This is a genomic window from Sporanaerobium hydrogeniformans (assembly GCF_002735925.1).
In the GTDB taxonomy this organism is placed as follows: Bacteria; Bacillota; Clostridia; order Lachnospirales; family Cellulosilyticaceae; genus Sporanaerobium; species Sporanaerobium hydrogeniformans.
Genome location: NZ_PEDL01000006.1, coordinates 75,434 through 98,101, shown reverse-complemented (window position 1 = coordinate 98,101; position 22,668 = coordinate 75,434). Strand labels below are relative to the sequence as shown.

Below are 22,668 nucleotides of genomic sequence, written 5' to 3'. Positions count from 1 at the left end.
AGTTATGTCTATAACATCTGATTTAATACGAGGACATACAGAGACGATTATATTGGCTCACCTAATGACAAAAGATAGCTATGGTTATGAAATTAATAAATCCATACAAGACAAGACCGATAATCAATATGAATTAAAAGAAGCAACCTTGTATAGTGCGTTTAGGCGTTTAGAGCAATCCGGTTATATTCTATCTTATTGGGGGGATGAAACAACAGGAGCAAGAAGACGGTATTATACAATTACACCTCAAGGGCGTAAAGCCTATGAAGACAATAAAAGAGATTGGGAAGAGGCAAAGAGGTTAATTGATAAATTGATCTAAGTAAAAAGAGGGATAAGGGAGGAAATAGTATGGATGACAAATTAAGAGATAGAGTAGAAGCTCTTTTTGAAGAGGCGCCACAGACAAAAAAGGCATCTGAATTAAAAGAGGAGCTTATAAGTAATTTGACAGAAAAGTACAATGACCTAGTAGCAAATGGACGTACATCAGAAGAAGCATATAATAGCGTTATTGCAGGAATAGGAGATATAGATGAACTTATTAGAGGACTTAAGCACAGTAGTCCTTTCGATCAGGAGAAGGAACTAATAAGTCGAAAGAAAACTGCACTTGTAGTCTCAGCTTCAGTAGGACTTTATATTTTTAGTGTGATTGTACTGATAGTATGTACAGAGCTTTTAAGGTTAGATGATATACTTTCAATCGTATTATTTCTTTTTACAATAACAATCCCTACTTGCCTTCTTATTTATCATTTTATGGCACAACCTAGCTATAAAAAGGAAGAGGATACTTTAGTAGAGGAGTTTAAAGAATGGAATCAAAACAGTAAATATAAAAAAGAACTTTATCAGTCCATTAACTCCATTATGTGGACACTAGTGACAGTTATTTATTTACTAGTAAGCTTCATATTTGGTATTTGGGCTTTTTCGTGGATTATTTTTATCATAGGTGCAGTGCTTCAACAAATTATCCATTTAATCTTTAGTTTGTCAAATAGGAAGGAATAGAGTAATGAAAAAGGTTAGGATTATTCAAATGATCGAACTAATTCTTTTGATTGTTGTATTAGTTATTCTTATTATAGCCTTAACTTTTATAGGAAAAAATCATTTGCAAAAAGAGAGTATTCTTTTTAAGTGGCATGGAAATGATTTGAGTTGGAAAGGGAAACTTAATAAGACACGAATAGAAAATAAAAGAGAACAACAAATACTTCATGCTATTGAGGATATTGAGATAAACTTTGAACAAGCGGATATTCTTTTAGTGCCAAGTGACAAGGAGTACTTAGAAATCATTCAGTTTAATAATAAAAAAGTTGATGAGCATTATCTTTTTAGTATGAAAGAATCTAATGGTAGGGTAATTATTCAAGGAGGGGATGAAGGGCAAAAGTGGGGAGGCTTTAACTTCCTTCCTATTAATTATCATATAGAAATAGCACTTCCTAGAAGTTATGATGGTAATTTAAAAGTAAAGACTTCTTCAGGAGATATTTCTTTAAATGCTACCTATGAGATAAAAAAATTAGAATGTATCACCCAATCAGGAACAGTTGAAATGGGGGAAGTAAAAGCGTTAGATTATAAAGTAAAAACTTCTTCAGGGGATATTTATATTAGGAAGCTAGAGGGAGAAGGTTCTTTGGAAACAGCTTCAGGAGATATAGAAATAAGAAAATTAAAGGGTGCTGGAGAAATGTGGTCTAGTTCAGGTGACATATACGTTACCTACGAGGAGCTTATGGGCAAAGCAGATTTGAGTACAGAATCGGGAGAGATAGAGGTAAGGTTAGCAGCAGATTTCGAAGGTCAAATTGAAGCGTATACTGTCTCGGGGGACTTGGAAGGAAATATGCGTTTGAATAATAAGGAGCAGGTAAGTAAAAGTGGAGAAGCAACTTTTGGAACGAATCCAAAAGCTAAGCTAACGCTCCGAACCCAATCAGGTGACATTGAGGTGAATCGAAGAGAGATAGAGGAGGATTAAAATGTCATATAAAAAAAATACCTTATTATATATAGGATTAATATGTATCCTTATAGGTGCAGTAGCCTTATTACAGCTTAATGGGATGCTCCCAACAGCTTATTTAAGTGAAATTGTAAATGTTGTTCTTGCATTTGTATTTTTAATTATTTATATAAAACGTCGTGATTTAATACTTCTTTTATTAGGTATCTTTTTTGCTGCTAATGGAGGAATGCTTATTGTGGGACGTATGATAGGTGCGTCTACTTATTTAGCACGTTTTTTCTTTATTCCAGGTAGCATGCTTTTAGGAGCTTATTTAGCAAAGAAAAAGTCAGTTTTATCTATCATGGGTTCTTTGTTTACTTTATGGGGACTGTATTTCTTTTTTAGAGACCCCATGTATATAAGAGGATTTAGTTTATCAATAGGTGCGCTCTTCCTTTTTACAGCCCTTGCCTTTCTGCTTATTTTAATTTTAGAAAGACAAAGTTGGCCACTCATCCCTGCTTTGGTGTTTGGTGGTTCTGGAGTCTATAGTATAGCTATGACTTTAAGCCCTCTGGTTAAGAACATGGCTTTGCAAGGTATGTGTATTATACTTATTATAGTAGGGGTTGTTTTTGTTATTAGAAGTTTATTTAAACAGCATTTAGAGGATCAAGATGAATAAGGAGGTTAGTTATGCCCTATGGAAGAGTGAAAAGTATTGAAGGTGATTATGCTATTGTCGTGATTGAAAGACAAGAAATGTGTGGAGATTGCCATGCCTGTGATATGGTACATGGAAGTAAAAACTGTATCCTAAAATGTGTTAATGCCTGCAAGGCAGAAGAAGGCGATGAAGTCGATTTAGAACTGAATCCAACTACTTTTTTAAAGGCAACCTATATTTTATATGGGATTCCTTTGGTAGGGCTTTTAGGAGGAGTGGGAATAGGGTACTTATTAGCTAAAGGCTTAGGAGATACTTGGCAAGAGCTTATCATGATTTTAACTGGTTTGGTTGGAATGGTGGGTGGATGCTTTTATATTTATAAGCATGAAAAAAAGAAAAAGTATCAAAATATGTTACCTTACATCACTAAAATCAGGGAGTTATAAATACGAAAGTAAGTCAGCAAATGTAAACAAGAAAAAATCTTGGGGAAATTGCTGACTTTTTTTATAGGAGATGCGAATGGCTTATTTATTCAAATATTATGCGGGTCTGTATGATGGCTTTATGAAAAAATTTAACTTAGATAAAAATGACGAAATATTAAAAAGCTTAGGCAATGTAGAAGGTAAAAAGATATTAGATATAGGAGGAGGAACGGGAACGCTAGCCAATTTACTACAGCTGAAGGGAGCAGAGGTAACGCTTATAGACCCTTCTTTGCAAATGGTACAAAAAGCAAGGGAAAAAAACAAACATATAAGAATCTATGCAAAAGTATTAGAGGAACTAGAGGATGAGCTTCAGGAAGAGTATTTTGATTACATCATTATAAGAGATGCACTTCACCATATGAGGAGAGTAGATGAAGTCATAAAGTTAAGCCATAGGTATTTAAAAGAGAAGGGTAAAATTCTAATTTGGGAATTTAATAGTAGAACATTAAAGGCAAAAACAATCTACTGTTTTGAGAGATTATGCTTTGAGAGATGTCATTTCTTTACACCGGAAAGCTTGCAGCTACTTTGCACACCTTATTTTAGAGAGGAAGAATTACAGTTAAGTTATGGAGCAGAAATGCTTTATAAAGGAGAAAAGAGGGGGAAGGATGAAGTTAATAGAACTTATTAAAAAAATATTCCTTCTGGGAATACAAAGGAAAGTAGTAAGGGCAGAGGATATAGGTAAGGCGTATACTTTTGTAAGTGACTGTTATGAAAACACATTTTTGAAGGAGATGCATGTCTATAATGATGAGGTTTTAAACGCTTTTATAGAGGCATTGCCCACTGATACTAAAGGTTTATTAGATTTAGCATGTGGGACAGGTTATAATAGTGAGGTGTTAGCAAGGGTTTATACGCAAGCTCAGTTTTACTTAGTAGATATTTCAAAGGGGATGTTGGAAGAAGCAAAAAAGAAGCAAATGAGAACTGCAAGCTTTATTCAAAAGGATATGCTAGGTTTTTTAAAGGAGCAACCCGATGAGAGTTTAGATGGAGTCATTTGTTGTTGGGCTATTAAATATCAACCACCTCGTCAAATTATAAAAGAGGTTTACCGAATCTTAAAGCCAGGGGGGATTTTTGGAGTGCTAGTCAATACAAAAAAGACTTTACCTGAAATACGAAAGATTTATCCAAGTCTTCTTTTAAAACATCCAGAGACGATACAACGCATTATGTTTAACTTGCCTAATCCTAATAATAAGCTAGTTTTTCTAAAATGGTTTAAAAAAGCAAGATTTCAAGTGTTAAGAGCAGAGGAAGGAAAAAGAGTGTTTCATTTTAGAAATGAAGAAAAGCTTATAGAATGGGTGACACATACAGGAGCTCTAGCAGGCTTTGATTGTATGCTTGATTTACAAAATCAAGAAATAAAAAAGAGCTTAGAAGCCAGTTTAATGAAGAAAAGGATACATTCAGTTACTCACCGTTTCGTATGGGCCATTTTAAAAAAATAAGGAGGGAAATATGTATTTAAGACAAATTGTAAAAACAATGCCTATGTTTTTTAGTAAAGGAGCTATAAAAAACTTTTTTTATCTTCATCAACGTTTTAAAGAAAACAGGGATTATCGCTTAAGCTATTTGATACGTTGTTCATTAAATGTCATTAAGCATGAGCGTATTGTTAAGCATGATGGCAAGTATATGATTAATGCATTTTTACCACCTGTTAATAGTGAAGCGTTTTTCTCTATTGCTAAAAATGTACCTGGAGAAGGAAAAGAATTTTATACAAACCACGTAAAGGGAATGAGATTAGCACCTATTTCAACCTATGTTGCAGTCACTAAACGATGTATGTATCAGTGCTGGCATTGCAGTGCAAGTGAGATGATGGGACAAAAACAGGAAGATTTAAAGACCTCAGATGTTATTCGAATTGTAAAAGATTTACAAAATCTAGGAGTAGGAATTATTGGTTTTACAGGAGGAGAACCACTTATTAGACAAGATTTAGAAGTCATTTTAAGTGCTATAGATGAACGAAGTATGACTTTGCTTTTTTCAAATGGGTATGGTTTAACAAAGGAAAGAGCCATAAGTCTTAAGCAAGCAGGGTTATTTGGAGTAGCTATTAGTATAGATAGCATCATACCAGAAAAACATGATGCTAAAAGGGGGTATAAAGGAGCCTATCAGATTGCATTAGAAGCTATTGAAAATGCAAGAAAGGCACAGCTTTATACGATGGGACAAGTGGTTTGTACAAGGGAGTTATTAGAAACAGGTGAAATACATGAGCTTGCTAAGTTTTTAAAGAAGCAAGGTATCCATGAATTACGTATAGTAGAACCTATTCCGTGTGGAAGTTTAGAAAGTCAGCAGGAAGCTATTCTTACAGAGGAAGAACAAAAACAATTAATTGAGCTACATATCTTGTTTAATGCACATAAAGAATATCCTAAAACTTCTGTATTTTCCTATGTAGAGTCCGCTCAGCAATATGGCTGTGGAGCAGGGGTGCAGCACAGTTATATTGACTATGAAGGGAATTTTAGAGCCTGCGATTTTATTTACGAAAGCTATGGTAATGTATTAAGCGAGTCTATAGAAGAGATATGGAAAAGGATGCATCACAGCTCTGGAGGACCCAAATGTGGTTGCTATGCCAAAAAACGTTGTTCATTATGTAAGGGAAATCAAGTACCTCACTATTATCGTCTCCTAGGAGGGGAAAAAATAAATAGTATTTAAAAAATGCCCCTTTTAAGTAAAGGGGCATTTCGTGTGAAAAACATAAGACAAAGTTATATAAGAGGGGGAACGTCCCATTGAGGGCTCTCTTCCATAAAGGCATTAGCTGCTGCTTGAATAGAAAGAGGCTTTCTCTGAGGTAAAGTAAGGGATGGAGAAGTAGGAAGAGCAGCATACTTGGCTTCAAGGGAAGCAAGTTTTGCTTTAAGCTCTATGTTCTCTGCTGCTAAGGTACTAGCATGTGCATGAGAAGCATTAGATAAGCGTAATCCTTCTAATAAAAGTTCTAGTTCTACAGGCAATTCAATATCAAAGTGAATATGTTCTACATCTAATGCAGCAAGTATACTGATTCGAATAGCATTTTGAGTGGAAGCATAAACTTCATGGATGGCAAGGGTATGCACTTCACTAGAAATAAAAGTATGACGGGTAGTAGCTCCTTGCAAACTAGAAGGAACAGCTAAACTAAAGCTTTGACCACCATCGATAGAAAGCTGAACAAAGAGTTTATGATCAACTAGCGTATTTAACCAAAGATGATGATAGTACCAAAAAAGAGTAGGAAGGGGTAAGGAAGTATAGGTACCAATGGAAGTTATTTGATTTTTAAGAGGTTGTGCATAGAATAGGGTATACTGAGAGACATTTTGTGTAACGTAGCACAAATGAATCGTATCTTCATGGATACAAAAGCTATAATCAATAAGAGGCATTGAAGTGGTTAGAAGGGTATATTGTTCCAACGTAGAAGGAGTAAACTCAATACAACGCATGCAATAAGCCTCTTGAAAAAGTGTATAAAAAATATAAATTTTGCCGGCTACGATCGTGCTTTTAAAAGCTTGTGGTACAATGGTGCTCTCAAAGAGAGTTTCAGTTGCAAGACTACCTAAAAGGGAGTGAACAAAGGCATAGGTTCTGGTAGCAACTTTATAAGTTAGGTAAAAAAGGTGTATTTGTCCATCCATATAATGAATAAGAGGCCAAGATAAAGTCATATCATCAGGTGACAGTTCAAGGATATTTTTTTTGGTAAAATGATTATTTTCATAGCAAAAATAAGTAAGTCGAGAAGAGGTAGGAAGATTAACAATATGTGGATTTCCAGTAGCATCTAAAGTAGCATGATAATAGTTGGTTGCTGAAGGCTGTAAGGAAAGTGGACGCGTGATACCACTAGCAGTAAAAAGCTGACAAAAAAGACCGTATTTGTTATTTTGGTTCACTAAAAGAAATGTATGATTCGAATGAAGTAAAAAAGACATAGGGAACCTCCTTGGTTAGAGAAATGATTTATAAAAGGTGAAAAAAGGCTTCAATATAAATATATTGAAGCCAAAATTAATTTATACATAAATGTAACCAAAGCACCTTAATTTCCATATTATAGTATTGGAAACGACAAATTATGATTCACACCTATTTTAAGAATCATACAGGAGGTTTTAAATTATGAATAAATGTTGTTGTAATAACGACGTGAAGTTTTTTGCGAAACCTAATGCAGGAATTTGTGACATTTGTCATCCTGCTGAAAATAAAGAAAGTCCTCTTCAACAAGTTGCTATGTGCCCACCTATTGGAGAACCTAAACTCCTAACGATGATGGCTCCCGTTGTATTTGATGAAAGTGGTCTTAACCTTTGCCGTACAGTATGCCTTGACGAGCTTACAGAAGTAGGTTCTTGCGACTGTGACAAAAAGACAAATATTCTATTTTCTGGCTTATGCAAAAAAGATTTTGAAGATGCTGATAAAATTCAACTTCAAGTAGTAGACATTGACTTTAACTTTGTAGATCCATGTGGATGTAGATTTTCTGAAATTAAACCTGCAAAAAACAATCCTAACTTAAGTAGAGTAACTTTAAAAGATATCGAAGTAACCTTTGCGGTTACCTTAATCGATAGCTACTGCAAAGTAGTTAGCCAAGGAATGATGACAGTTCGTTATTTAGGAAGCGAACATGATGAAGGCTTTGATCCATGTACTAATCCATCTTGTGTATCTCTTGATCTCTATACACCTTATGGTATTTCTTATGCACCTGAGAATCCAATGGGATGCAACAAGTTAGTACCTACTATTAATTTCATCGGTTTTGTAGCGAATCAACATGGTGTATGTGGCTGCCAAGATATGAAAGCTTTTACACGCTTTAATGCTAATAATACTGTACAACAAGGGATTTCTGTTCAAGCACTTGCAAAAGTAGTAGGTTATGGAGATAGTTGCTTTGCTATTGGCTTAACTTTATACTTTAAGGTTATTTACTTTATCCAATACAAATTCCAACATGCAGGACTTACTGTACCACCAAAACTTGCTCCTATTCAGGAAAGTGAAGAAAATAGTTGCTTAGACTTCGTATGTGGTGATCTTTTAGAACCAAGTATCCAGCCTTTAGAAGTAGGAACAGACGCAAAGACATTAGGTGAAAAAGAAGAACATTGCAAAAAAGGATGCAGTTGTAATCCATGTAGCTGTTCAAAAGGATGTAGCTGTAACAAATAAGAGATGAAAAAGGGCTCTAGTTCTTAGGTAAATAGAAAGAGACTATTATCAAGCACATTAAAATGTGTGAGATAGTAGTCTCTTTAGATTTTTTAAATTTTAGTTTGTTGAAGTACTCTTGGCGTCCTAGAAGTCAAGAAAAAGAAGGGGTGTCGGCGCGGCCGCAAGAAAGAAGGCTTTTCTCCGATTTCTGGGTCCTCGCCTTGGCAAACTCTAGGCTCAGTCCTGTAGACTAACGGTCCTACCTATCGCAAGAAGAACACTTGCGATAACGTCCCTAAAAGCAGCCTACAGGCCTTCACCAAGACTTTGCGAAAGTCTGTGGAGGAAACCTGCGAAAAGCCTTCTTTCTTGCTCTGCACTGTATCACGAAAGTTTAAATTTTTCATATTCCTTCTAAAGACATGATGGATAAGTCAATACCTTTGTTTTACTAGTAAGAGTCCTCTAAAATGTTGAGGGTATGGAATATCATACTATAGTATGATCACTGTAGTAGAAGAATAAGAAAGATAAAAAAATAGGAACAGGATAAAACATTGGCTAGCAAGTAAGGGAGCTCTTCGCAAGCTTCCTCCACAGGATGGATGTAAAATCTTAGAGAAGTCCTATAGGCTGCTTTTAGGGACGTTATCACAAGTGCCTTTCTTGTGATAGGTAGGACCGTTAGCCTATTGGACTGAACTTAGATTTTACCCATCCGAGGACCGAGAAGCTGGTGAAGAGCTCCCTTACTTGCGGGCCCTGAGAACACCCCTATCCCTTTCTTTTTAGTAGTCTAATGTGTAAAACACCTCAACAAACTGAAATTTAGTTATTTGAAAAAATAGATAGGGGAAGTGTAAGTAATATTAGTGTTCTAAGAAGTGTTTATAACTTATATCTATACCTAAAGCGCCTAAAGGTGCTGTTATAAGGATAGAAAGGACAGCCACGGTTAAAACAATCTGACCACAACCGAGTCCCATAGCAAGGGGGATAGAACCGATGGCTGCTTGAACAGTTGCTTTTGGACAGTAGGCAATCATACAAAATATCCTTTCCTTTAAAGATAAATTTGTTTTTAAGAGACAGAGAAATACGCCTAACATCCTAAAGAGGAGAGCTCCTAATATAATAAAAAGAGCGATAATGCCTGCTGAGGCAGCATATTTCAGATCAACGGTTGCTCCAACTAACACAAAGAGTAAGATTTCAGCACCTACCCATAGTTTAGAAAATTTACTAGATAAACGTTTGGCAAGAGGAGTATATTTTTGGAAAAGCGTTGCCCCCATACTCATAACTGCCAATAATCCGGATAATGGAATGGTTCCTTTAAGTGCTTTTTCAAGAGCAATGAGTAAGAAAGCAATACTTAATAAGATGAGTGTTTTAGCGGAGTCTCTCATATGAAAGTTTTTAAATAGTATCACTAATCCGAGTCCTGAGAGAATACCTACGACGATCCCTAAAATAATAGAAATGGGAATTTGAAGGATTGTTGCCAGTGTGAAACTTCCACCTGCAGCCAAAGCAGTGAAAGAGGTAAATAATACAATCACAAAAATATCATCCACGGAGGCACCGGCCATAATCAGTTGGGGTATACTATTCTTAGCACCGTACCCTTCTTCCATTAGTTTTAACATACGGGGGACAATGACTGCTGGCGAGACAGCAGCAACAACAGTTCCCATGATGGCAGCATCAAGTAAAGAGATTCCTAATAATGGGGGAGCAAGAAGTAGGATGCCTATTATTTCAAAAACTGCAGGAATAAAACACATGAGGATAGCAGGACGTCCCACTTTTTTTAAGTCATGGGTATTAAGAGCTAAACCTGCCCGAGTTAAAATAATGACTAAGGCTAGTTGTCTCAAATCAGCTGAAATAGATAGGATGGAAGTATCTAATCTATTAAGCACATAAGGGCCTAATAGAATACCTGTAAATAACATGCCTAAAAGGCTAGGGAGTTTTAATTTAGAGAAAATACTTCCTAAAATAAGACCAAGTAAAAAGATAAGAGCTAAACTAGTTAACATGAAAATGCCTCCTCAATAGATAATAAACATAAAAAAGCCAATGAGTCCTGTAACAAAGAATGTACAGAAGTCATTAGCTTAATAAGCGGTTTTGGTTTCCCAAGGGAGCACTTCATTCCCTTTATATAAATACGAAATCATCATAACAAAAACAAAGGACAAATGCAATACTATTTTTCTATAAGAAGAGGTAGAGATAACAATATAAGGAGTCTAGTCAGCTATAATATTTAAATTGTCAAAGCTAATTAAATCAATAGTTATATCATCGTAGCTATCATAGCTAATTTTAATAGGGTCTCCTACTTGGCTAACAGGAAGTTCGTTAGAAAGAGAAGAAGAACCATTAAAGATAATATGAGGAAGCTTATCAACCATAAAGTAATAATAGGTATTGCCGCTTTGTACATCTTGGTTGATTCGGGTGATTAAGCCTTCTACTGTCTGAGTAGATGAACCTTGACCGGCAATAGAAATATCATTTCCCTTAGCCTTAAGAGCTTCCTTGTAACTTCTAAGGGCTGCTTGCTTCGTTTCACCAATGCCAACCAAGCTATAATCTTCTACAGAAACAAAAGAAATCATTTTAATAAGTCCTGCATTGTCTTTAAGAGACATCACATAGGTTGGTGTACCTAAAATGTTATACATCACAGGGAAGGTAGCATTGTAGCCTTTTTCTTGTACCTTTCCTTCAGCTGAGCGCATAGTAGCTGTTTCCGTTGCTCCAGGCTGTTTATAAAGTTTAGCTTCTTTCGTACGGGTATTAACAAGCATAAAACCAATAGTAGATTCATCTGCGCCAGAAGAAGTAATACCTGTGTACCAGTAAGAGGAACCGTCTTCACCATAGACAAGGGACATGCCAGGAGTAGCTAAAAGAACACCTTCTTCGGCAATTTGAGAGTTAAGGAAGCCATTAATATAAAGTCCCCAATCATTGATTTGTTTTCCAATAAAACTTTCAGGTTGAATACGGTCTACCCATTCAGGTGCATTTTCAGGGGTATAACTTGCAACTTCACCAGTTTGGGCATCTACAGTAGCTACACCAATGGCATCACTACCACTATAGCCTACTTTGTGCTCGTATAAGGTAACCACCCAATAAGGCCGACCTTCATCATTGATTTCTAAAGTGAAATCTGTAAGACCAACATTAGCAAAACCATGGGTATACATGTGACGAGCTAAATCTTGGTGCAAATAAGCGTCAGGCTGGTAAACGATTTTCACAGGTTTACCATCTAATTCTTGAACGAATTGTACATCTTGGGGATTCGTTGCAGAAACCATAATATAACCAGTGGTTCCACTGAGATTTGTTACCCATTTAATAATATCCCGATGAACAAGAGGAGCAACCCAGTAAAGATCATCTTTTATTTTCTGAATATGAAATTCACCTAATTTAGAGATACTTCCAAGGGCAGGGATTTCACCTAGCTTTTTATCACCTAAGCGAATAGCTGTTTGCTCATCAACAAGGCGAATATCCTCTACGCTAACAGGGCTAACATCCTCTGAAAAGTTACTTTCAGTAACCTCTCCAATAAGATTTCTATAGCTATTTGCATGTAAAAAAGGAATAGAAGTAATGGGTGGAATGACTAAAACATAGACAAACAAAATACCAGCAAGACCAAAACATACCTTAGAGGTTTTAGAAAGCATCCATAATGCACTGCGGTCCATACAAAAGCACCCAAAAAGTCCAAGGAATAAAATAACTGTCATATACAAGGAAGTAAAATCAGGTTTTAAAACAGGTAGTTGCACATAAGCAAATACCCCTACAATAAGTAGTGCGCCTAATAAGGCAAAGAGCTTGTTTTTCATAAATCCTCCCTTAAGTGTGAGTCGATAAAGAAGCAAGGCATAAAAGGTTTGCTTCTCATAAAAAATATATCTTCTCTAAGCATAACAAGTTATTTCAAATAAAATGTGAAGAAAATAAAAAGAATGCCTATAAAAAAGTGGAAATATTTATTATAATATAAAGAAGGAATAGACTATGAACTAAGGGGGAAGAAATGTGAAAATAGTATTGATGACAGATTCATGCTGTGATTTACCTTATAGTTACGTAAAAGAAAACAACATCATTGTGTTGCCTCTTACAGTTAATTTACAAGGAGAGAATAGAGAAGATGATTTAGGGAGATCTTTAACCTATAAGGATTTTTATAATGCAGTGAGAAGTGGAGAAATGCCAACGACTTCTCAAGTGAATGAGTACACCTATGAAGAGAATTTCAAAAGGTATGCGGATACTGAGACAAGCATTATTTATATTGGTTTTTCATCCGCTTTAAGTGGAAGTGTAAACAGTGCACGCTTAGCTCTTAAAGAAATTCAACAACAAAATCTAGACTTTGATATTACTATTATTGATAGCAAGTCTGCCTCCCTTGGACAAGGGTTACTTGTTTACTATGCTTGTGAGTTTATTAAGCAAGGTAAAGATAAAGAATTTGTTGTTAATTGGATAGAAACAAACAAGCTTAAGATAAATCATTGGTTTACGGTAGAAGATCTCAACCACCTTTATAGAGGAGGACGTGTTTCTAAAACAGCAGCTACACTGGGCAGTCTCCTAAGTATTAAACCTATTTTGCAGGTAGATGTGGAAGGACGTCTCATACCTGTTTCAAAGGTGAAGGGACGAAAAAAGTCCCTCAGAGAGCTACTGGATCGAGTTAAGAAAAACATTGTGAATCCACAAGCACAAGTTGTCTTCATAAGTCATGGAGATTGTGAGGAAGACATTGAAGAGCTAAAAAAACAACTCTTAGAGGAAGTAGGTGTAAAAGACGTTGTTGTGAACTGTATTGGACCAGTTGTTGGCACTCATGCAGGACCAGGTACAGTGGCTGTCTTTTTCCAAGGAGAAAAGCGCTAGTTGTAAAAAGCTCTAAAAAGAGGTTATTGAAATAGAAGGCATATACGTCTTCTGTTTCAATAACCTCTTTTTAGTGTATTTATCTAGATTTTTTAGGCCGCCAAATAAGTGGAAGGAGTGAAATGATGACAATTGCACCAGCAATAACGCCTGCCAACTCAAAAGTGAGAATAGCGTATTCTATAGCTTTTGAATAGTCTGATGTGAGGAGTGAGTACATAGTGCGGTAAAGACCTAACCCAGGAACAAGAGGAATAATACCGGCAATTAAAAAAACAGTAACAGGTGTTTTACGTGTACGAGCTAGAAAATAGGAAATCTGTGTTACTAAGAGGCTAGCAAGAAAGGTGGAGATTACAGGGGAAAGATGTACCTCTTCACCAATGAGATAAACAGCCCAACCTGCTGCGCCCACAATACCGCAAATTAAAAGATGTTTTTTTTGAATATGAAAGACAATAGAAAAGCCAATAGTTGAAATAAAGGCACTGATTAAACTGAGTATAAAATGATTGATCATAAGATGCCTCCAATCCAAAAACCAAAACTAAGAGCAATACCTACTCCAGCAGCTAAAGATACAGCTATAAGCAGTGCTTCTGTAGCCCTAGAGATGCCCGATAAGAGTTCATCACCAATGGCATCACGTACAGCATTGGTAAATGCAACTCCAGGTAAAAGGGGCATAATACAACCAATCACAATGGATTCCATATTCATACGGTTACCTAAGAGGAAGTGAGCACATATGACACTCACACCAATAAAGAGTGAACAGATAAACAGCACAAAATAGTTGACAATTTCTTTTTGCATAAGACGAGCATGCATAGAACCCACCACAAGTCCAATACAAAAAGAAATAAAGAAGTCAATACTATTACCCTTAAACATAATAGAAAAAAAGGCACAGCTTATACCAATCCATAAATTAACTGTTAAAGACGAGTAGGTTTTTGCCTGCTCGATGGATTGAAGACGACTAGAGGCTTCTTCAAAGGAGATGAGCCCTAATACGTAATCCCTGGAAAGCTGATTAATAAGTTCAACTCTATCTAGACGGGTAACACGATTTTTAACACGTGCTATTTTAGTACACATGGAAAAGGAGGTGTCTTCAATGGTCACCATAATACCTGTAGGGATGACAAAGGTATCTACTGACTCAAAATGACTTGCCTTTAAAAGGCGTGTAATTGTATCTTCTACACGATAAATTTCAGCTCCACTTTTTAACATTAATTCGCCTGCTTTTACAGCGAAATTAAGAAGTTGCTCATGACAAGATAATGGCTCCATAATAACTCCTTTTACTCAATAATATTTTTAAGTATACTCTCTCTTATTTAGGGTGTAAAGCTAGGAAGAAATAAAAAAATAGCGATTCAATTTAAAATTATAGATAAAAGCTTGAAAATAAAAGAATAATGATGTTATGATGATAATAAGTTGCAAAAATACTGGAATTAAGAGATAGAGAGGGTGGATTGTAATGAAAAAGTTAATGCTGGGAAATGAAGCGATTGCTAGAGGTGTCTATGAGGCAGGAGTAACTGTAGCAACTGCTTATCCAGGTACGCCTAGTACTGAAATTACAGAGTTAATTGCTAAATATGATGATATATATGCTGAGTGGGCTCCGAATGAAAAGGTGGCCATGGAAGTCGCTATTGGTAGCTCTTTTGGTGGAGCTAGAAGTGTTGTAGCTATGAAACATGTTGGATTAAATGTTGCAGCAGACCCACTTTTTACAGTAGCTTATACAGGAGTAAATGCTGGACTTGTTGCTTTTGTGGCAGATGATCCAGGGATGCATAGTTCACAAAATGAACAGGATACACGTATGATTGCACGTGCTGCCAATGTACCTGTTTTAGAGCCTTCAGATAGCCAAGAATGTAAGGAATATGTAAAGCTTGGTATGGAAATCAGTGAAAAATATGATACACCTGTGATTTTAAGACTAACAACACGTGTTTCTCACTCACAAGGTGTAGTAGAACTTGCAGAGAAAGAACAAATAGCTTTAAAAGAGTATAAAAAAGATATTCCTAAATACGTTATGACACCGGGGAATGCAAAGCCTCGTCATATCGTTGTAGAAAAGCGCATGAACCAATTAGCTGAGGATAGTAAAGTATTAGGTCTTTATAAAGTAGAAGAAAACGATAGTGAGATAGGGATTATTACCAGTGGAATTAGCTATCAATATGTAAAAGAAGCTGGTGTGAAAGCCAATATTATGAAATTAGCTATGGTGAATCCACTGCCACTTGAAGCAATTAAAGAGTTCGCTAGTCGATTTAAAGAAGTATACATAGTAGAAGAGTTAGAACCAGTTATTGAGGAGCAGGTAAAAGCTTTAGGAATAGTGGCAAAAGGTAAGGAAATTTTTGGTAGACAAGGTGAAATTACTGTTCGCCAAATTAAAGTAGCTTTTGGCTTAGAGGTACCAGAAGCAAGAAGTCCTCAACCTCTTCCAGGTAGACCACCTGTACTTTGCCCAGGTTGTCCACATCGTGGCGTCTATACAGTTATTAAGAAATTAGGTTTAACGGTTATGGGAGATATTGGGTGTTACACGCTGGGTTCTATGCCACCTCATCATGCTATTGACGCTTGTGTCTGTATGGGTGCCAGTGTAGGTATGGCTCATGGTATGGAAAAGGCAAGAGGCAAGGAATTTGCTAAAAAGGTAGTAGGAATTATTGGTGATTCTACCTTTATACACTCAGGTATTACAGGGCTTATTGATGTGGTTTATAACAAAGGCATGTCCACCCTTATTATTGCAGATAACTCCATTACGGGTATGACAGGTCATCAACACAATCCAACCACAGGCAAAACACTAAAAGGAGAACCAACTTATACTGTGGATTTAGTAGCACTTTGTAAGGCAATAGGTATTCCAAATGTGGTAGCTGTTAACGCTTATGATATGAAGGCTGTAGAAAAGGCTTTAAAAGAAGAAACAGTAAAAGAAGAACCATCCGTTATCATTACACAAGCACCTTGTAAGCTCATCATCAAAGAAAAGTGGGATGTTTTTGAAATTGAAGAAGAGAAATGTATCAATTGTGGTTTATGTTTAAAATTGGGCTGCCCAGCTATTCAAAAAGGTGAAAAACATGCAAGTATTAATCGTGCCCTCTGTGCAGGCTGTGGGCTTTGCGCATCAACTTGCCACAAAGGTGCTATTAATAGAGGGGGGAAATAAAATGACAAAGAATATACTGATTGTAGGTGTAGGTGGACAAGGAACCCTTTTAACAGGACGTATCATTGGTAACTATGCAATGAGCAAAAATTATGATGTGAAGATGTCAGAAGTACATGGCATGGCACAACGTGGAGGCAGTGTAGTAATGCAAGTAAAATATGGAGATAAGGTATATTCACCACTTGTAGAACTTGGTGAAGCAGACATTATCTTTGCTTTTGAGAAGCTGGAAGCCCTACGCTATATGCCTTTTCTTAAAAAAGATGGGGTTGTTATTGCAAATACACAGCGTATTGACCCTATGCCAGTTGTAATGGGTGCAGCTACTTATCCAGATGCTATCTTAGAACAACTTCAAGCAGCTTGTGAGCAAACATGTCTCATTGATGCTTTAGCTATTGCAGAAGAAATTGGAAATGTAAAAGTAGTTAATATGATTATGATTGGTGCATATGCAGCATATATTGGGGATAGTCTAGAAGAATGGAAAGATATTATTGAGAAAACCGTCCCTCCACACACTGTTGCAATGAATAAGGAAGCACTTAGAAGAGGTTATGAAGCCTATCTCAATAAATAACGAACAATTTTTTTGTAATTTTAAATAATGTTCATGAAGTAGTGTACAAATAAGAAGAAATAAGATATATTAAAAGAAATAAAGTTCTTCTCTTGAATGATATTATAAAGTCATTTTAAAAAGAAGGATTCGTTATTTGACAACTATCCTAAGGGAGGTAAATCATGTATTCATTAGAGCAAGTGAAGAATGTAGACCCAGAAATTGCAGAGCTAATTGTAGAGGAAACCAATAGACAGAGAAATAAAATCGAACTTATTGCATCTGAGAATTTTGTTTCAGAAGCAGTTATGGCAGCAATGGGTAGTCCGCTTACGAACAAATATGCAGAAGGATACCCAGGTAAACGTTACTATGGTGGTTGCGAAGTTGTAGATAAGGTTGAAGATTTAGCAAGAGAAAGAGCAAAGGAGCTTTTTGGTGCGGAACATGCCAATGTACAACCTAACTCAGGTTCACAAGCCAATCAAGCTGTTTTCTTTGCAGTACTTAAACCAGGAGACACCGTAATGGGTATGAACTTAAGCCATGGTGGGCATTTAACTCATGGTAGCCCAGTAAATATTTCTGGTAAACATTATCAAATCGTTTCTTACGAGGTAGCAGCTGAAACAGAATGTATTGATTATGAAAAAGTAAGAGAAATGGCAAAAGAAGCAAAACCTAAAATGATTATTGCAGGAGCAAGCAATTACTCTCGTATTATTGACTTTAAGAAATTCAGAGAGATTGCAGATGAAGTAGGAGCTTATCTTATGGTAGATATGGCACATATTGCTGGTCTAGTAGCAGCAGGTCTTCATCCAAATCCAGTGCCTTATGCACACTTTGTGACAACGACCACTCATAAAACCTTAAGAGGTCCTAGAGGTGGTATGATTCTTTGTAGCAAGGAATATGCTCAAATCATTGATAAGGCTATTTTCCCTGGTATTCAAGGGGGACCACTTATGCATGTAATTGCAGCAAAAGCAGTAAGCTTTAAAGAAGCTTTGAGTCAAGAGTTTAAAGCTTATCAAGAGCAAATTATTAAAAATGCACAGGCTCTTTCAGCTGCTTTAACAAACAGAGGCCTTCGTATTGTTTCAGGTGGTACGGATAACCATGTTATGAGCTTAGATGTAAGGAATATGAATGTAACAGGTAAAGAAGCAGAGCATATGCTTGATGAGATTGGTATTACTTGTAATAAAAACACCATTCCTTTTGATCCAGCCTCTCCATTTGTGACAAGTGGTGTAAGACTTGGCACACCAGCTGTTACAACAAGAGGAATGAAAGAAATAGATATGGACGAGATTGCAGAAATCATTTTCTTAACTCTAAAGGACTTTGAGGGAAATCAAGAGATATGCAAAGGGAAAGTAAGCGCATTGCTTGCGAAATATCCACTCTATTAATCCTTTCTAAAAAATTAAATTTATTTTGTTAAAAACAGAGAGAAACCTTGTGAAAACAAGTAGTTTCTCTTTTTTTATAGGCAAAATACATTTAAAAGAGAAGAGATATTTGGCACTTAAAAATAATGATAACCTTATTTAAAGATGCTATAATAAAATCATCTACCAATGAAGATAAAAAAGCAGTGTATAAAGAGAAAAATGGAAAAAAAATAGAGTATAGGGTAAGTGTAGGGGGGATTGATGTGAAAAAATTGACAGAGCTTTATTTACCATTAGTAACTAAAAATGAATTGAAAGATATAAATGAAGAGCAAATACTAAGTAAATTATGGCAAGAAAAAGAAGGTTCTTTAGAAGCTGTTATTTCACGTATTATTAATGAAGCAGTACTCGAATATATGAGACTAGATATTGATTCAACTATTATGCAGATGCTTTTCCTAAATGATTACTTGATTGGTATTTTCATGAGGAATTTTGAAGTGCTTATTACAAATTACATGATTCATTACTTAGAAGATAAAAAAGTAAAAGAATTAGAAGAGGATAAAGTAAAGGAACTTTATGAATTTGCAAAAAAAGTAGATATAAAGCTTACATTAGAAGATTTAACGCAAGAAATAACTAGAATAGTTGCATAATAAGGAAGTTAAAAGGATATTACCTTGGTAGGTAATATCTTTTTTTGTTAAATAAAATTATCAGAAAAATTTATTACTAAAATTATATAAAATATATATTATTTTTATATAAAAAAAGGAATTATTATAAATAGTGTAGAAATAATAATATAAGGGATTAGCAATTTAATATCTGGAGGAGGTAGTTTATATGAAAGGTTATGAAACCAAATGCATTCGGAACATTGCCCTACTGGGACATGGTGGGGCAGGAAAGACTACTTTAGCAGAAGCAATGCTTTATACAGCAGGTATGACCAGTAGGCTTGGCAGGGTAGAAGCTGGTAATACCGTAAGTGATTTTGACCCAGAAGAAGTGAAACGCAAAATTTCTATCCGTACTTCTCTTGTACCTATTGAATGGAAGGAGCATAAGATTAACATTTTAGACACCCCTGGTTACTATGATCTTGTAGGTGGCATTAAAGAGGCTCTTAGTGTAGCAGATAGTGCTCTTATTGTCATGAAAGGCTCAGCAGGTCTTGAAGTAGGTACTGAAAAAGCATGGGAATATGCTACAGAAGCTAATATTCCTAAAATGATTTTTGTAACAGAAATGGATGCAGAAAATGTAGACATGGAAGCTATCCTAACAGAGTGTAAAGCAAAATTTGGAAGTAGTATAGCCCCAGTTCAAGTACCTTGGTATGAAGAAGGTAAATTTGTAGGGTATGTCCATGTGTTAAAGATGATGGGAAGGAGATTTGATGGGACAAAGGTTGTTACTTGCCCTATTCCAGATTGCTTAAAAGAAAAAATTGCACCTGTTCGAACAATGATATTAGAAGCAGTAGCAGAGAGCGATGAAATACTAATGGAAAAATATTTTGCAGAGGAAGAAATGACACCAGAAGAGATCCAAGAAGCTTATAGAAAAGGAGTTATGGAAAAACAAATAGTACCTGTTTTATGTGGTAGCTCCCTATATAGTACAGGCATCTCTGTGCTTATGGATACAATTCTTGATCTATTTCCTTCCCCTGACGAGGGAAATAAAGCGTTAGGTGTTTTAGGAATGAACGAAGAGCCTATAGAAGTTGTTTGTAATAGTACGAAGCAACCCTCACTTTTTATATTTAAAACAATTGTGGATCCATTTATCGGGAAGTTTTCACTTTTTAAAGTGAGAAGCGGTATTGTGCGAACAGATGATATCCTTATTAATAGCCGTACCAATGAAGCAGAAAAGCTAAGTCATCTTTATGTGCTCTCAGGTAAAGAGCAAAAAGAAGTAGAAAAGCTCTATGCAGGGGATATTGGAGCAGTAGCAAAGCTTAAAACGGCACAAACTTCCGATACCTTAGCAGATAAAGCTTTTCCAATAAGTTATGAAAAAATAGTTTATCCTAAACCTTTTGTAAAGATGGCTATTTTTCCAAGTGGTAAAGGGGATGAAGAAAAGATGTCTACCTCCCTAGCTAAGCTTATGGCAGAGGATAAGACATTTTATATAGAATATGATAAAGAAACGCGGGAGACAGTTATTTATGGCATAGGCAAACAACAGCTAGAAATCATCGTAAGCATGCTAAAGACTAAATTTAAAGTAGATGTTTATTTGGAAAATCCAACGACACGTTATCGTGAAACCATTAAGTCAAAGGTAAATGTACGTGGTAAACACAAAAAGCAATCAGGTGGTCATGGGCAGTATGGGGATGTGCAGATGGAATTTGAGCCATCTGGTGATTTAGAAATGCCTTATATTTTTGAGGAAAAAATATTTGGTGGATCGGTTCCAAAACAGTACTTCCCAGCAGTAGAAAAAGGCTTGGAAGAATGTGTGATGCGAGGTGTATTAGCAGGCTATCCTGTTGTAGGGGTAAAAGCTATTTTAGTAGATGGTTCCTATCACCCTGTAGATTCATCGGAAATGGCTTTTAAAATGGCAACTACGATTGCTTTTAAAGAAGGTTTAACTAAAGCACAACCTACGTTATTAGAGCCAATTGCCCATGTGGAAATTACGGTACCAGACGAATATACAGGGGATATTATGGGAGATATGAAAAAGCGCCGTGGACGTATGGTTGGTATGGAGTTAAAAGGAAAAAAACAAGTCATCATAGCAGAGGTACCTATGGCAGAGCTTTATACCTATGCAACAGATGTACGTTCTATGACACAAGGAAAAGGGGACGTTGATTATTATTTTGAACGTTATGAAGAAGCGCCTATAGATGTGCAGCAAAAGGTAATAGCAGCTCGCAAAGATATGGCTTAAGAGAAGAGATAAAAAGAAAGAGAAAAGACACCTCAACATTGTGATAGCTTGGGGTGTCTTTTTGGTTGCATATTTATAACATAAGGATGCTATTTAAAGTGATTTTGCTTATAGGTACTATAAATAGATAGTGAGTAAAAAGTTGCTATAATATAAGAGGTAGACTTAAGGAGAGGAGAACAAAAAGGGTAAGAAAGGCAAGTAACCATTTACCTTTTTTGTTTCCGATATTAACAGTCCACCCTACACCATATCTTTTTTCCACAAAGAGAGAAGGATCGTTAGGATTATTATAAAAGGAACCCCATACCCAGTAGTTATCATCATCTTCAGGAGCATAGCTAAAGTCTTCTTCTTCACTCGTTTTAGGTGAACGTTTACGATTGTATTTAAAGGTACCATAGAGCATTAAGAGAACTCCTGCTAAGAGGAGAGCACCAAAGATAAGCATTATAGGTTTGCTCATAGCTGAGGCAGTAAAGGTAGCAAAAGCGATGCTGGCAAACATTAAGGAAATCGATAATGTAAGTAAATAAATACTAAAAGCCTGACATTTTAAATAGATGAGTAGTTCTTTTTTGCTTCCTTCAAGCTTTTTGGGATTAAGCTTTCCGCGTGCATTAAAGAGACTGGTAACTGTAAAAAGGAGCATAATCACTAGGAAGACAGAGAAAATGCTAGGCATAAGCAAAGTGAAAAAAGATTTTGGGGTCCAAGCATCAATTTGCCCCATGAAATTCCAATGCATAGGAATTAGGTCAGGTACAGAAGGATAACGATAGAAGGTATAGAGGCTTATTGATAGGTTGAAAAGTAAGGGCGCACTAAAAAGAATTTTAAAAATGTTTTTAAGGCGTAATTTTTCTTGTATAAAAGTAGTATCTACTACCATTTTAGTAGGAACGATAGGTTTTTCTTTCAAGTTTTTTTTGAAAGCTTTTACTTTATTGTGAGTTATTATATAGACTGCAAAGTAACCAATCATTGTTAAAATGATTAGAAAAGGAATCGCTAGCCCGAAAGTATCCTCGCTTAATAAGGCATAACCTATCAAAGCAAGCAAAAGAGAGAAGATAAAAATAAACGTAGAATACCTAAAGAACTGACGAGTGATATTGAGAATAGAAGGATTTTTTTGATAGTTTTCATTTAAAGTAACCCCAAAACATTGATGAGGTCTAGAAAACTTTTGTGAAAAAGTAAAGGTTAGAAAGCATAGGGTGAATACAAAAAGTAAAATAATAAAAATAAATGTAGATTCTGTCAT

At 35.8% G+C, this 22,668-nt stretch carries 21 protein-coding genes and 1 riboswitch; of the genes, 15 read left to right on the top strand and 6 right to left on the bottom strand.

All coding sequences use genetic code 11. The features are described 5' to 3' along the window. The first annotated feature begins 4 nt into the window (after positions 1-4). The 8 genes from CS063_RS07990 to CS063_RS07955 all read left to right on the top strand — a co-directional run bounded on the left by CS063_RS07990 (position 5) and on the right by CS063_RS07955 (position 5,845). A complete protein-coding gene (locus tag CS063_RS07990; protein WP_099449174.1) occupies positions 5-325 on the top strand; it encodes a PadR family transcriptional regulator in 321 nt (106 codons plus the stop codon). Between the two features lie 29 nt (positions 326-354). After that, positions 355-1,020 carry a permease prefix domain 1-containing protein gene (locus CS063_RS07985; RefSeq protein ID WP_099449173.1) on the top strand — a complete coding sequence of 222 codons (666 nt, stop codon included), beginning with the start codon at positions 355-357 and terminating at the stop codon, positions 1,018-1,020. 4 nt (positions 1,021-1,024) lie between these two features. Continuing rightward, on the top strand, positions 1,025-2,002 hold the full coding sequence (locus tag CS063_RS07980; RefSeq protein WP_099449172.1) for a DUF4097 family beta strand repeat-containing protein: 978 nt from the start codon (positions 1,025-1,027) through the stop codon (positions 2,000-2,002). Position 2,003: 1 nt separating this feature from the next. Beyond that, positions 2,004-2,657, top strand: a complete 654-nt coding sequence (locus tag CS063_RS07975) for a hypothetical protein (protein ID WP_099449171.1) — start codon at positions 2,004-2,006, stop codon at positions 2,655-2,657. Between the two features lie 11 nt (positions 2,658-2,668). Beyond that, positions 2,669-3,088 (top strand): SoxR reducing system RseC family protein, encoded by a 420-nt coding sequence (locus CS063_RS07970; protein ID WP_099449170.1) that lies wholly within the window; start codon positions 2,669-2,671, stop codon positions 3,086-3,088. A 76-nt stretch (positions 3,089-3,164) separates the two neighbouring features. Beyond that, the gene (locus CS063_RS07965) at positions 3,165-3,773 is read left to right on the top strand and encodes a class I SAM-dependent methyltransferase (protein ID WP_180270730.1); all 609 of its coding nucleotides are present in this window, start codon (positions 3,165-3,167) and stop codon (positions 3,771-3,773) included. After that, the gene (locus CS063_RS07960) at positions 3,751-4,605 is read left to right on the top strand and encodes a class I SAM-dependent methyltransferase (protein WP_180270729.1); all 855 of its coding nucleotides are present in this window, start codon (positions 3,751-3,753) and stop codon (positions 4,603-4,605) included. The genes CS063_RS07965 and CS063_RS07960 overlap by 23 nt, the downstream gene beginning before the upstream one ends. A gap of 10 nt (positions 4,606-4,615) precedes the next feature. Next, positions 4,616-5,845, top strand: coding sequence for a radical SAM protein (locus tag CS063_RS07955; protein WP_308415458.1), 1,230 nt, complete (start codon positions 4,616-4,618; stop codon positions 5,843-5,845). Between the two features lie 53 nt (positions 5,846-5,898). Here the strand turns inward: CS063_RS07955 and CS063_RS07950 are convergent, their stop codons facing one another. Continuing rightward, on the bottom strand, positions 5,899-7,113 hold the full coding sequence (locus CS063_RS07950; RefSeq protein ID WP_099449167.1) for a hypothetical protein: 1,215 nt from the start codon (positions 7,111-7,113) through the stop codon (positions 5,899-5,901). 187 nt (positions 7,114-7,300) lie between these two features. On the opposite strand from CS063_RS07950, the gene CS063_RS07945 reads away from it, so the two are divergent. Continuing rightward, on the top strand, positions 7,301-8,362 hold the full coding sequence (locus CS063_RS07945) for a hypothetical protein (RefSeq protein WP_099449166.1): 1,062 nt from the start codon (positions 7,301-7,303) through the stop codon (positions 8,360-8,362). 851 nt (positions 8,363-9,213) lie between these two features. Here the strand turns inward: CS063_RS07945 and CS063_RS07940 are convergent. After that, positions 9,214-10,389 carry a cation:proton antiporter gene (locus CS063_RS07940; RefSeq protein WP_099449165.1) on the bottom strand — a complete coding sequence of 392 codons (1,176 nt, stop codon included), beginning with the start codon at positions 10,387-10,389 and terminating at the stop codon, positions 9,214-9,216. Positions 10,390-10,446: 57 nt separating this feature from the next. Continuing rightward, positions 10,447-10,518: riboswitch (Fluoride riboswitch) on the bottom strand. Positions 10,519-10,602: 84 nt separating this feature from the next. Beyond that, on the bottom strand, positions 10,603-12,228 hold the full coding sequence (locus tag CS063_RS07935) for a hypothetical protein (protein ID WP_099449164.1): 1,626 nt from the start codon (positions 12,226-12,228) through the stop codon (positions 10,603-10,605). A gap of 196 nt (positions 12,229-12,424) precedes the next feature. Between CS063_RS07935 and CS063_RS07930 the strand changes: the two genes are divergently transcribed. Further along, on the top strand, positions 12,425-13,291 hold the full coding sequence (locus CS063_RS07930; protein ID WP_099449163.1) for a DegV family protein: 867 nt from the start codon (positions 12,425-12,427) through the stop codon (positions 13,289-13,291). Positions 13,292-13,370: 79 nt separating this feature from the next. Here the strand turns inward: CS063_RS07930 and CS063_RS07925 are convergent, their stop codons facing one another. After that, positions 13,371-13,811: a threonine/serine exporter family protein gene (locus CS063_RS07925; RefSeq protein WP_099449162.1), complete on the bottom strand. Its 441-nt coding sequence runs from the start codon at positions 13,809-13,811 to the stop codon at positions 13,371-13,373. Then, on the bottom strand, positions 13,808-14,590 hold the full coding sequence (locus CS063_RS07920) for a threonine/serine exporter family protein (RefSeq protein WP_099449161.1): 783 nt from the start codon (positions 14,588-14,590) through the stop codon (positions 13,808-13,810). The genes CS063_RS07925 and CS063_RS07920 overlap by 4 nt, the downstream gene beginning before the upstream one ends. Before the next feature lie 193 nt (positions 14,591-14,783). Here CS063_RS07920 and iorA point away from each other — a divergent pair, with 193 nt between their 5' ends. The 5 genes from iorA to fusA all read left to right on the top strand — a co-directional run bounded on the left by iorA (position 14,784) and on the right by fusA (position 21,401). After that, positions 14,784-16,511 (top strand): indolepyruvate ferredoxin oxidoreductase subunit alpha, encoded by a 1,728-nt coding sequence (gene iorA, locus CS063_RS07915; protein WP_099449160.1) that lies wholly within the window; start codon positions 14,784-14,786, stop codon positions 16,509-16,511. Between the two features lies 1 nt (position 16,512). Beyond that, complete coding sequence (locus tag CS063_RS07910; protein WP_099449159.1) at positions 16,513-17,094, top strand: indolepyruvate oxidoreductase subunit beta; 582 nt, start codon at positions 16,513-16,515, stop codon at positions 17,092-17,094. A gap of 164 nt (positions 17,095-17,258) precedes the next feature. Continuing rightward, positions 17,259-18,494, top strand: coding sequence for a serine hydroxymethyltransferase (locus CS063_RS07905; RefSeq protein ID WP_099449158.1), 1,236 nt, complete (start codon positions 17,259-17,261; stop codon positions 18,492-18,494). 245 nt (positions 18,495-18,739) lie between these two features. Then, positions 18,740-19,138 carry a hypothetical protein gene (locus CS063_RS07900; protein WP_180270728.1) on the top strand — a complete coding sequence of 133 codons (399 nt, stop codon included), beginning with the start codon at positions 18,740-18,742 and terminating at the stop codon, positions 19,136-19,138. Positions 19,139-19,328: 190 nt separating this feature from the next. Then, the gene (fusA, locus tag CS063_RS07895; RefSeq protein ID WP_099449156.1) at positions 19,329-21,401 is read left to right on the top strand and encodes an elongation factor G; all 2,073 of its coding nucleotides are present in this window, start codon (positions 19,329-19,331) and stop codon (positions 21,399-21,401) included. 145 nt (positions 21,402-21,546) lie between these two features. On the opposite strand, the gene CS063_RS07890 is transcribed toward fusA, so the two are convergent. Further along, on the bottom strand, positions 21,547-22,668 hold the full coding sequence (locus tag CS063_RS07890) for a DUF1648 domain-containing protein (RefSeq protein ID WP_099449155.1): 1,122 nt from the start codon (positions 22,666-22,668) through the stop codon (positions 21,547-21,549).

Coding starts and splice junctions, on each gene's coding strand:
- CS063_RS07970 (WP_099449170.1), top strand. CDS start 2,669: ATGCCCTATGGAAGAGTGAAAAGTATTGAAGGTGATTATGCTATTGTC.
- CS063_RS07945 (WP_099449166.1), top strand. CDS start 7,301: ATGAATAAATGTTGTTGTAATAACGACGTGAAGTTTTTTGCGAAACCT.
- iorA (WP_099449160.1), top strand. CDS start 14,784: ATGAAAAAGTTAATGCTGGGAAATGAAGCGATTGCTAGAGGTGTCTAT.
- CS063_RS07920 (WP_099449161.1), bottom strand. CDS start 14,590: ATGGAGCCATTATCTTGTCATGAGCAACTTCTTAATTTCGCTGTAAAA.
- CS063_RS07965 (WP_180270730.1), top strand. CDS start 3,165: ATGGCTTATTTATTCAAATATTATGCGGGTCTGTATGATGGCTTTATG.
- CS063_RS07935 (WP_099449164.1), bottom strand. CDS start 12,228: ATGAAAAACAAGCTCTTTGCCTTATTAGGCGCACTACTTATTGTAGGG.
- CS063_RS07940 (WP_099449165.1), bottom strand. CDS start 10,389: ATGTTAACTAGTTTAGCTCTTATCTTTTTACTTGGTCTTATTTTAGGA.
- fusA (WP_099449156.1), top strand. CDS start 19,329: ATGAAAGGTTATGAAACCAAATGCATTCGGAACATTGCCCTACTGGGA.
- CS063_RS07990 (WP_099449174.1), top strand. CDS start 5: ATGTCTATAACATCTGATTTAATACGAGGACATACAGAGACGATTATA.
- CS063_RS07925 (WP_099449162.1), bottom strand. CDS start 13,811: ATGATCAATCATTTTATACTCAGTTTAATCAGTGCCTTTATTTCAACT.
- CS063_RS07910 (WP_099449159.1), top strand. CDS start 16,513: ATGACAAAGAATATACTGATTGTAGGTGTAGGTGGACAAGGAACCCTT.
- CS063_RS07980 (WP_099449172.1), top strand. CDS start 1,025: ATGAAAAAGGTTAGGATTATTCAAATGATCGAACTAATTCTTTTGATT.
- CS063_RS07905 (WP_099449158.1), top strand. CDS start 17,259: ATGTATTCATTAGAGCAAGTGAAGAATGTAGACCCAGAAATTGCAGAG.
- CS063_RS07955 (WP_308415458.1), top strand. CDS start 4,616: ATGTATTTAAGACAAATTGTAAAAACAATGCCTATGTTTTTTAGTAAA.
- CS063_RS07890 (WP_099449155.1), bottom strand. CDS start 22,668: ATGACAGAATCTACATTTATTTTTATTATTTTACTTTTTGTATTCACC.
- CS063_RS07960 (WP_180270729.1), top strand. CDS start 3,751: ATGAAGTTAATAGAACTTATTAAAAAAATATTCCTTCTGGGAATACAA.
- CS063_RS07975 (WP_099449171.1), top strand. CDS start 2,004: ATGTCATATAAAAAAAATACCTTATTATATATAGGATTAATATGTATC.
- CS063_RS07985 (WP_099449173.1), top strand. CDS start 355: ATGGATGACAAATTAAGAGATAGAGTAGAAGCTCTTTTTGAAGAGGCG.
- CS063_RS07950 (WP_099449167.1), bottom strand. CDS start 7,113: ATGTCTTTTTTACTTCATTCGAATCATACATTTCTTTTAGTGAACCAA.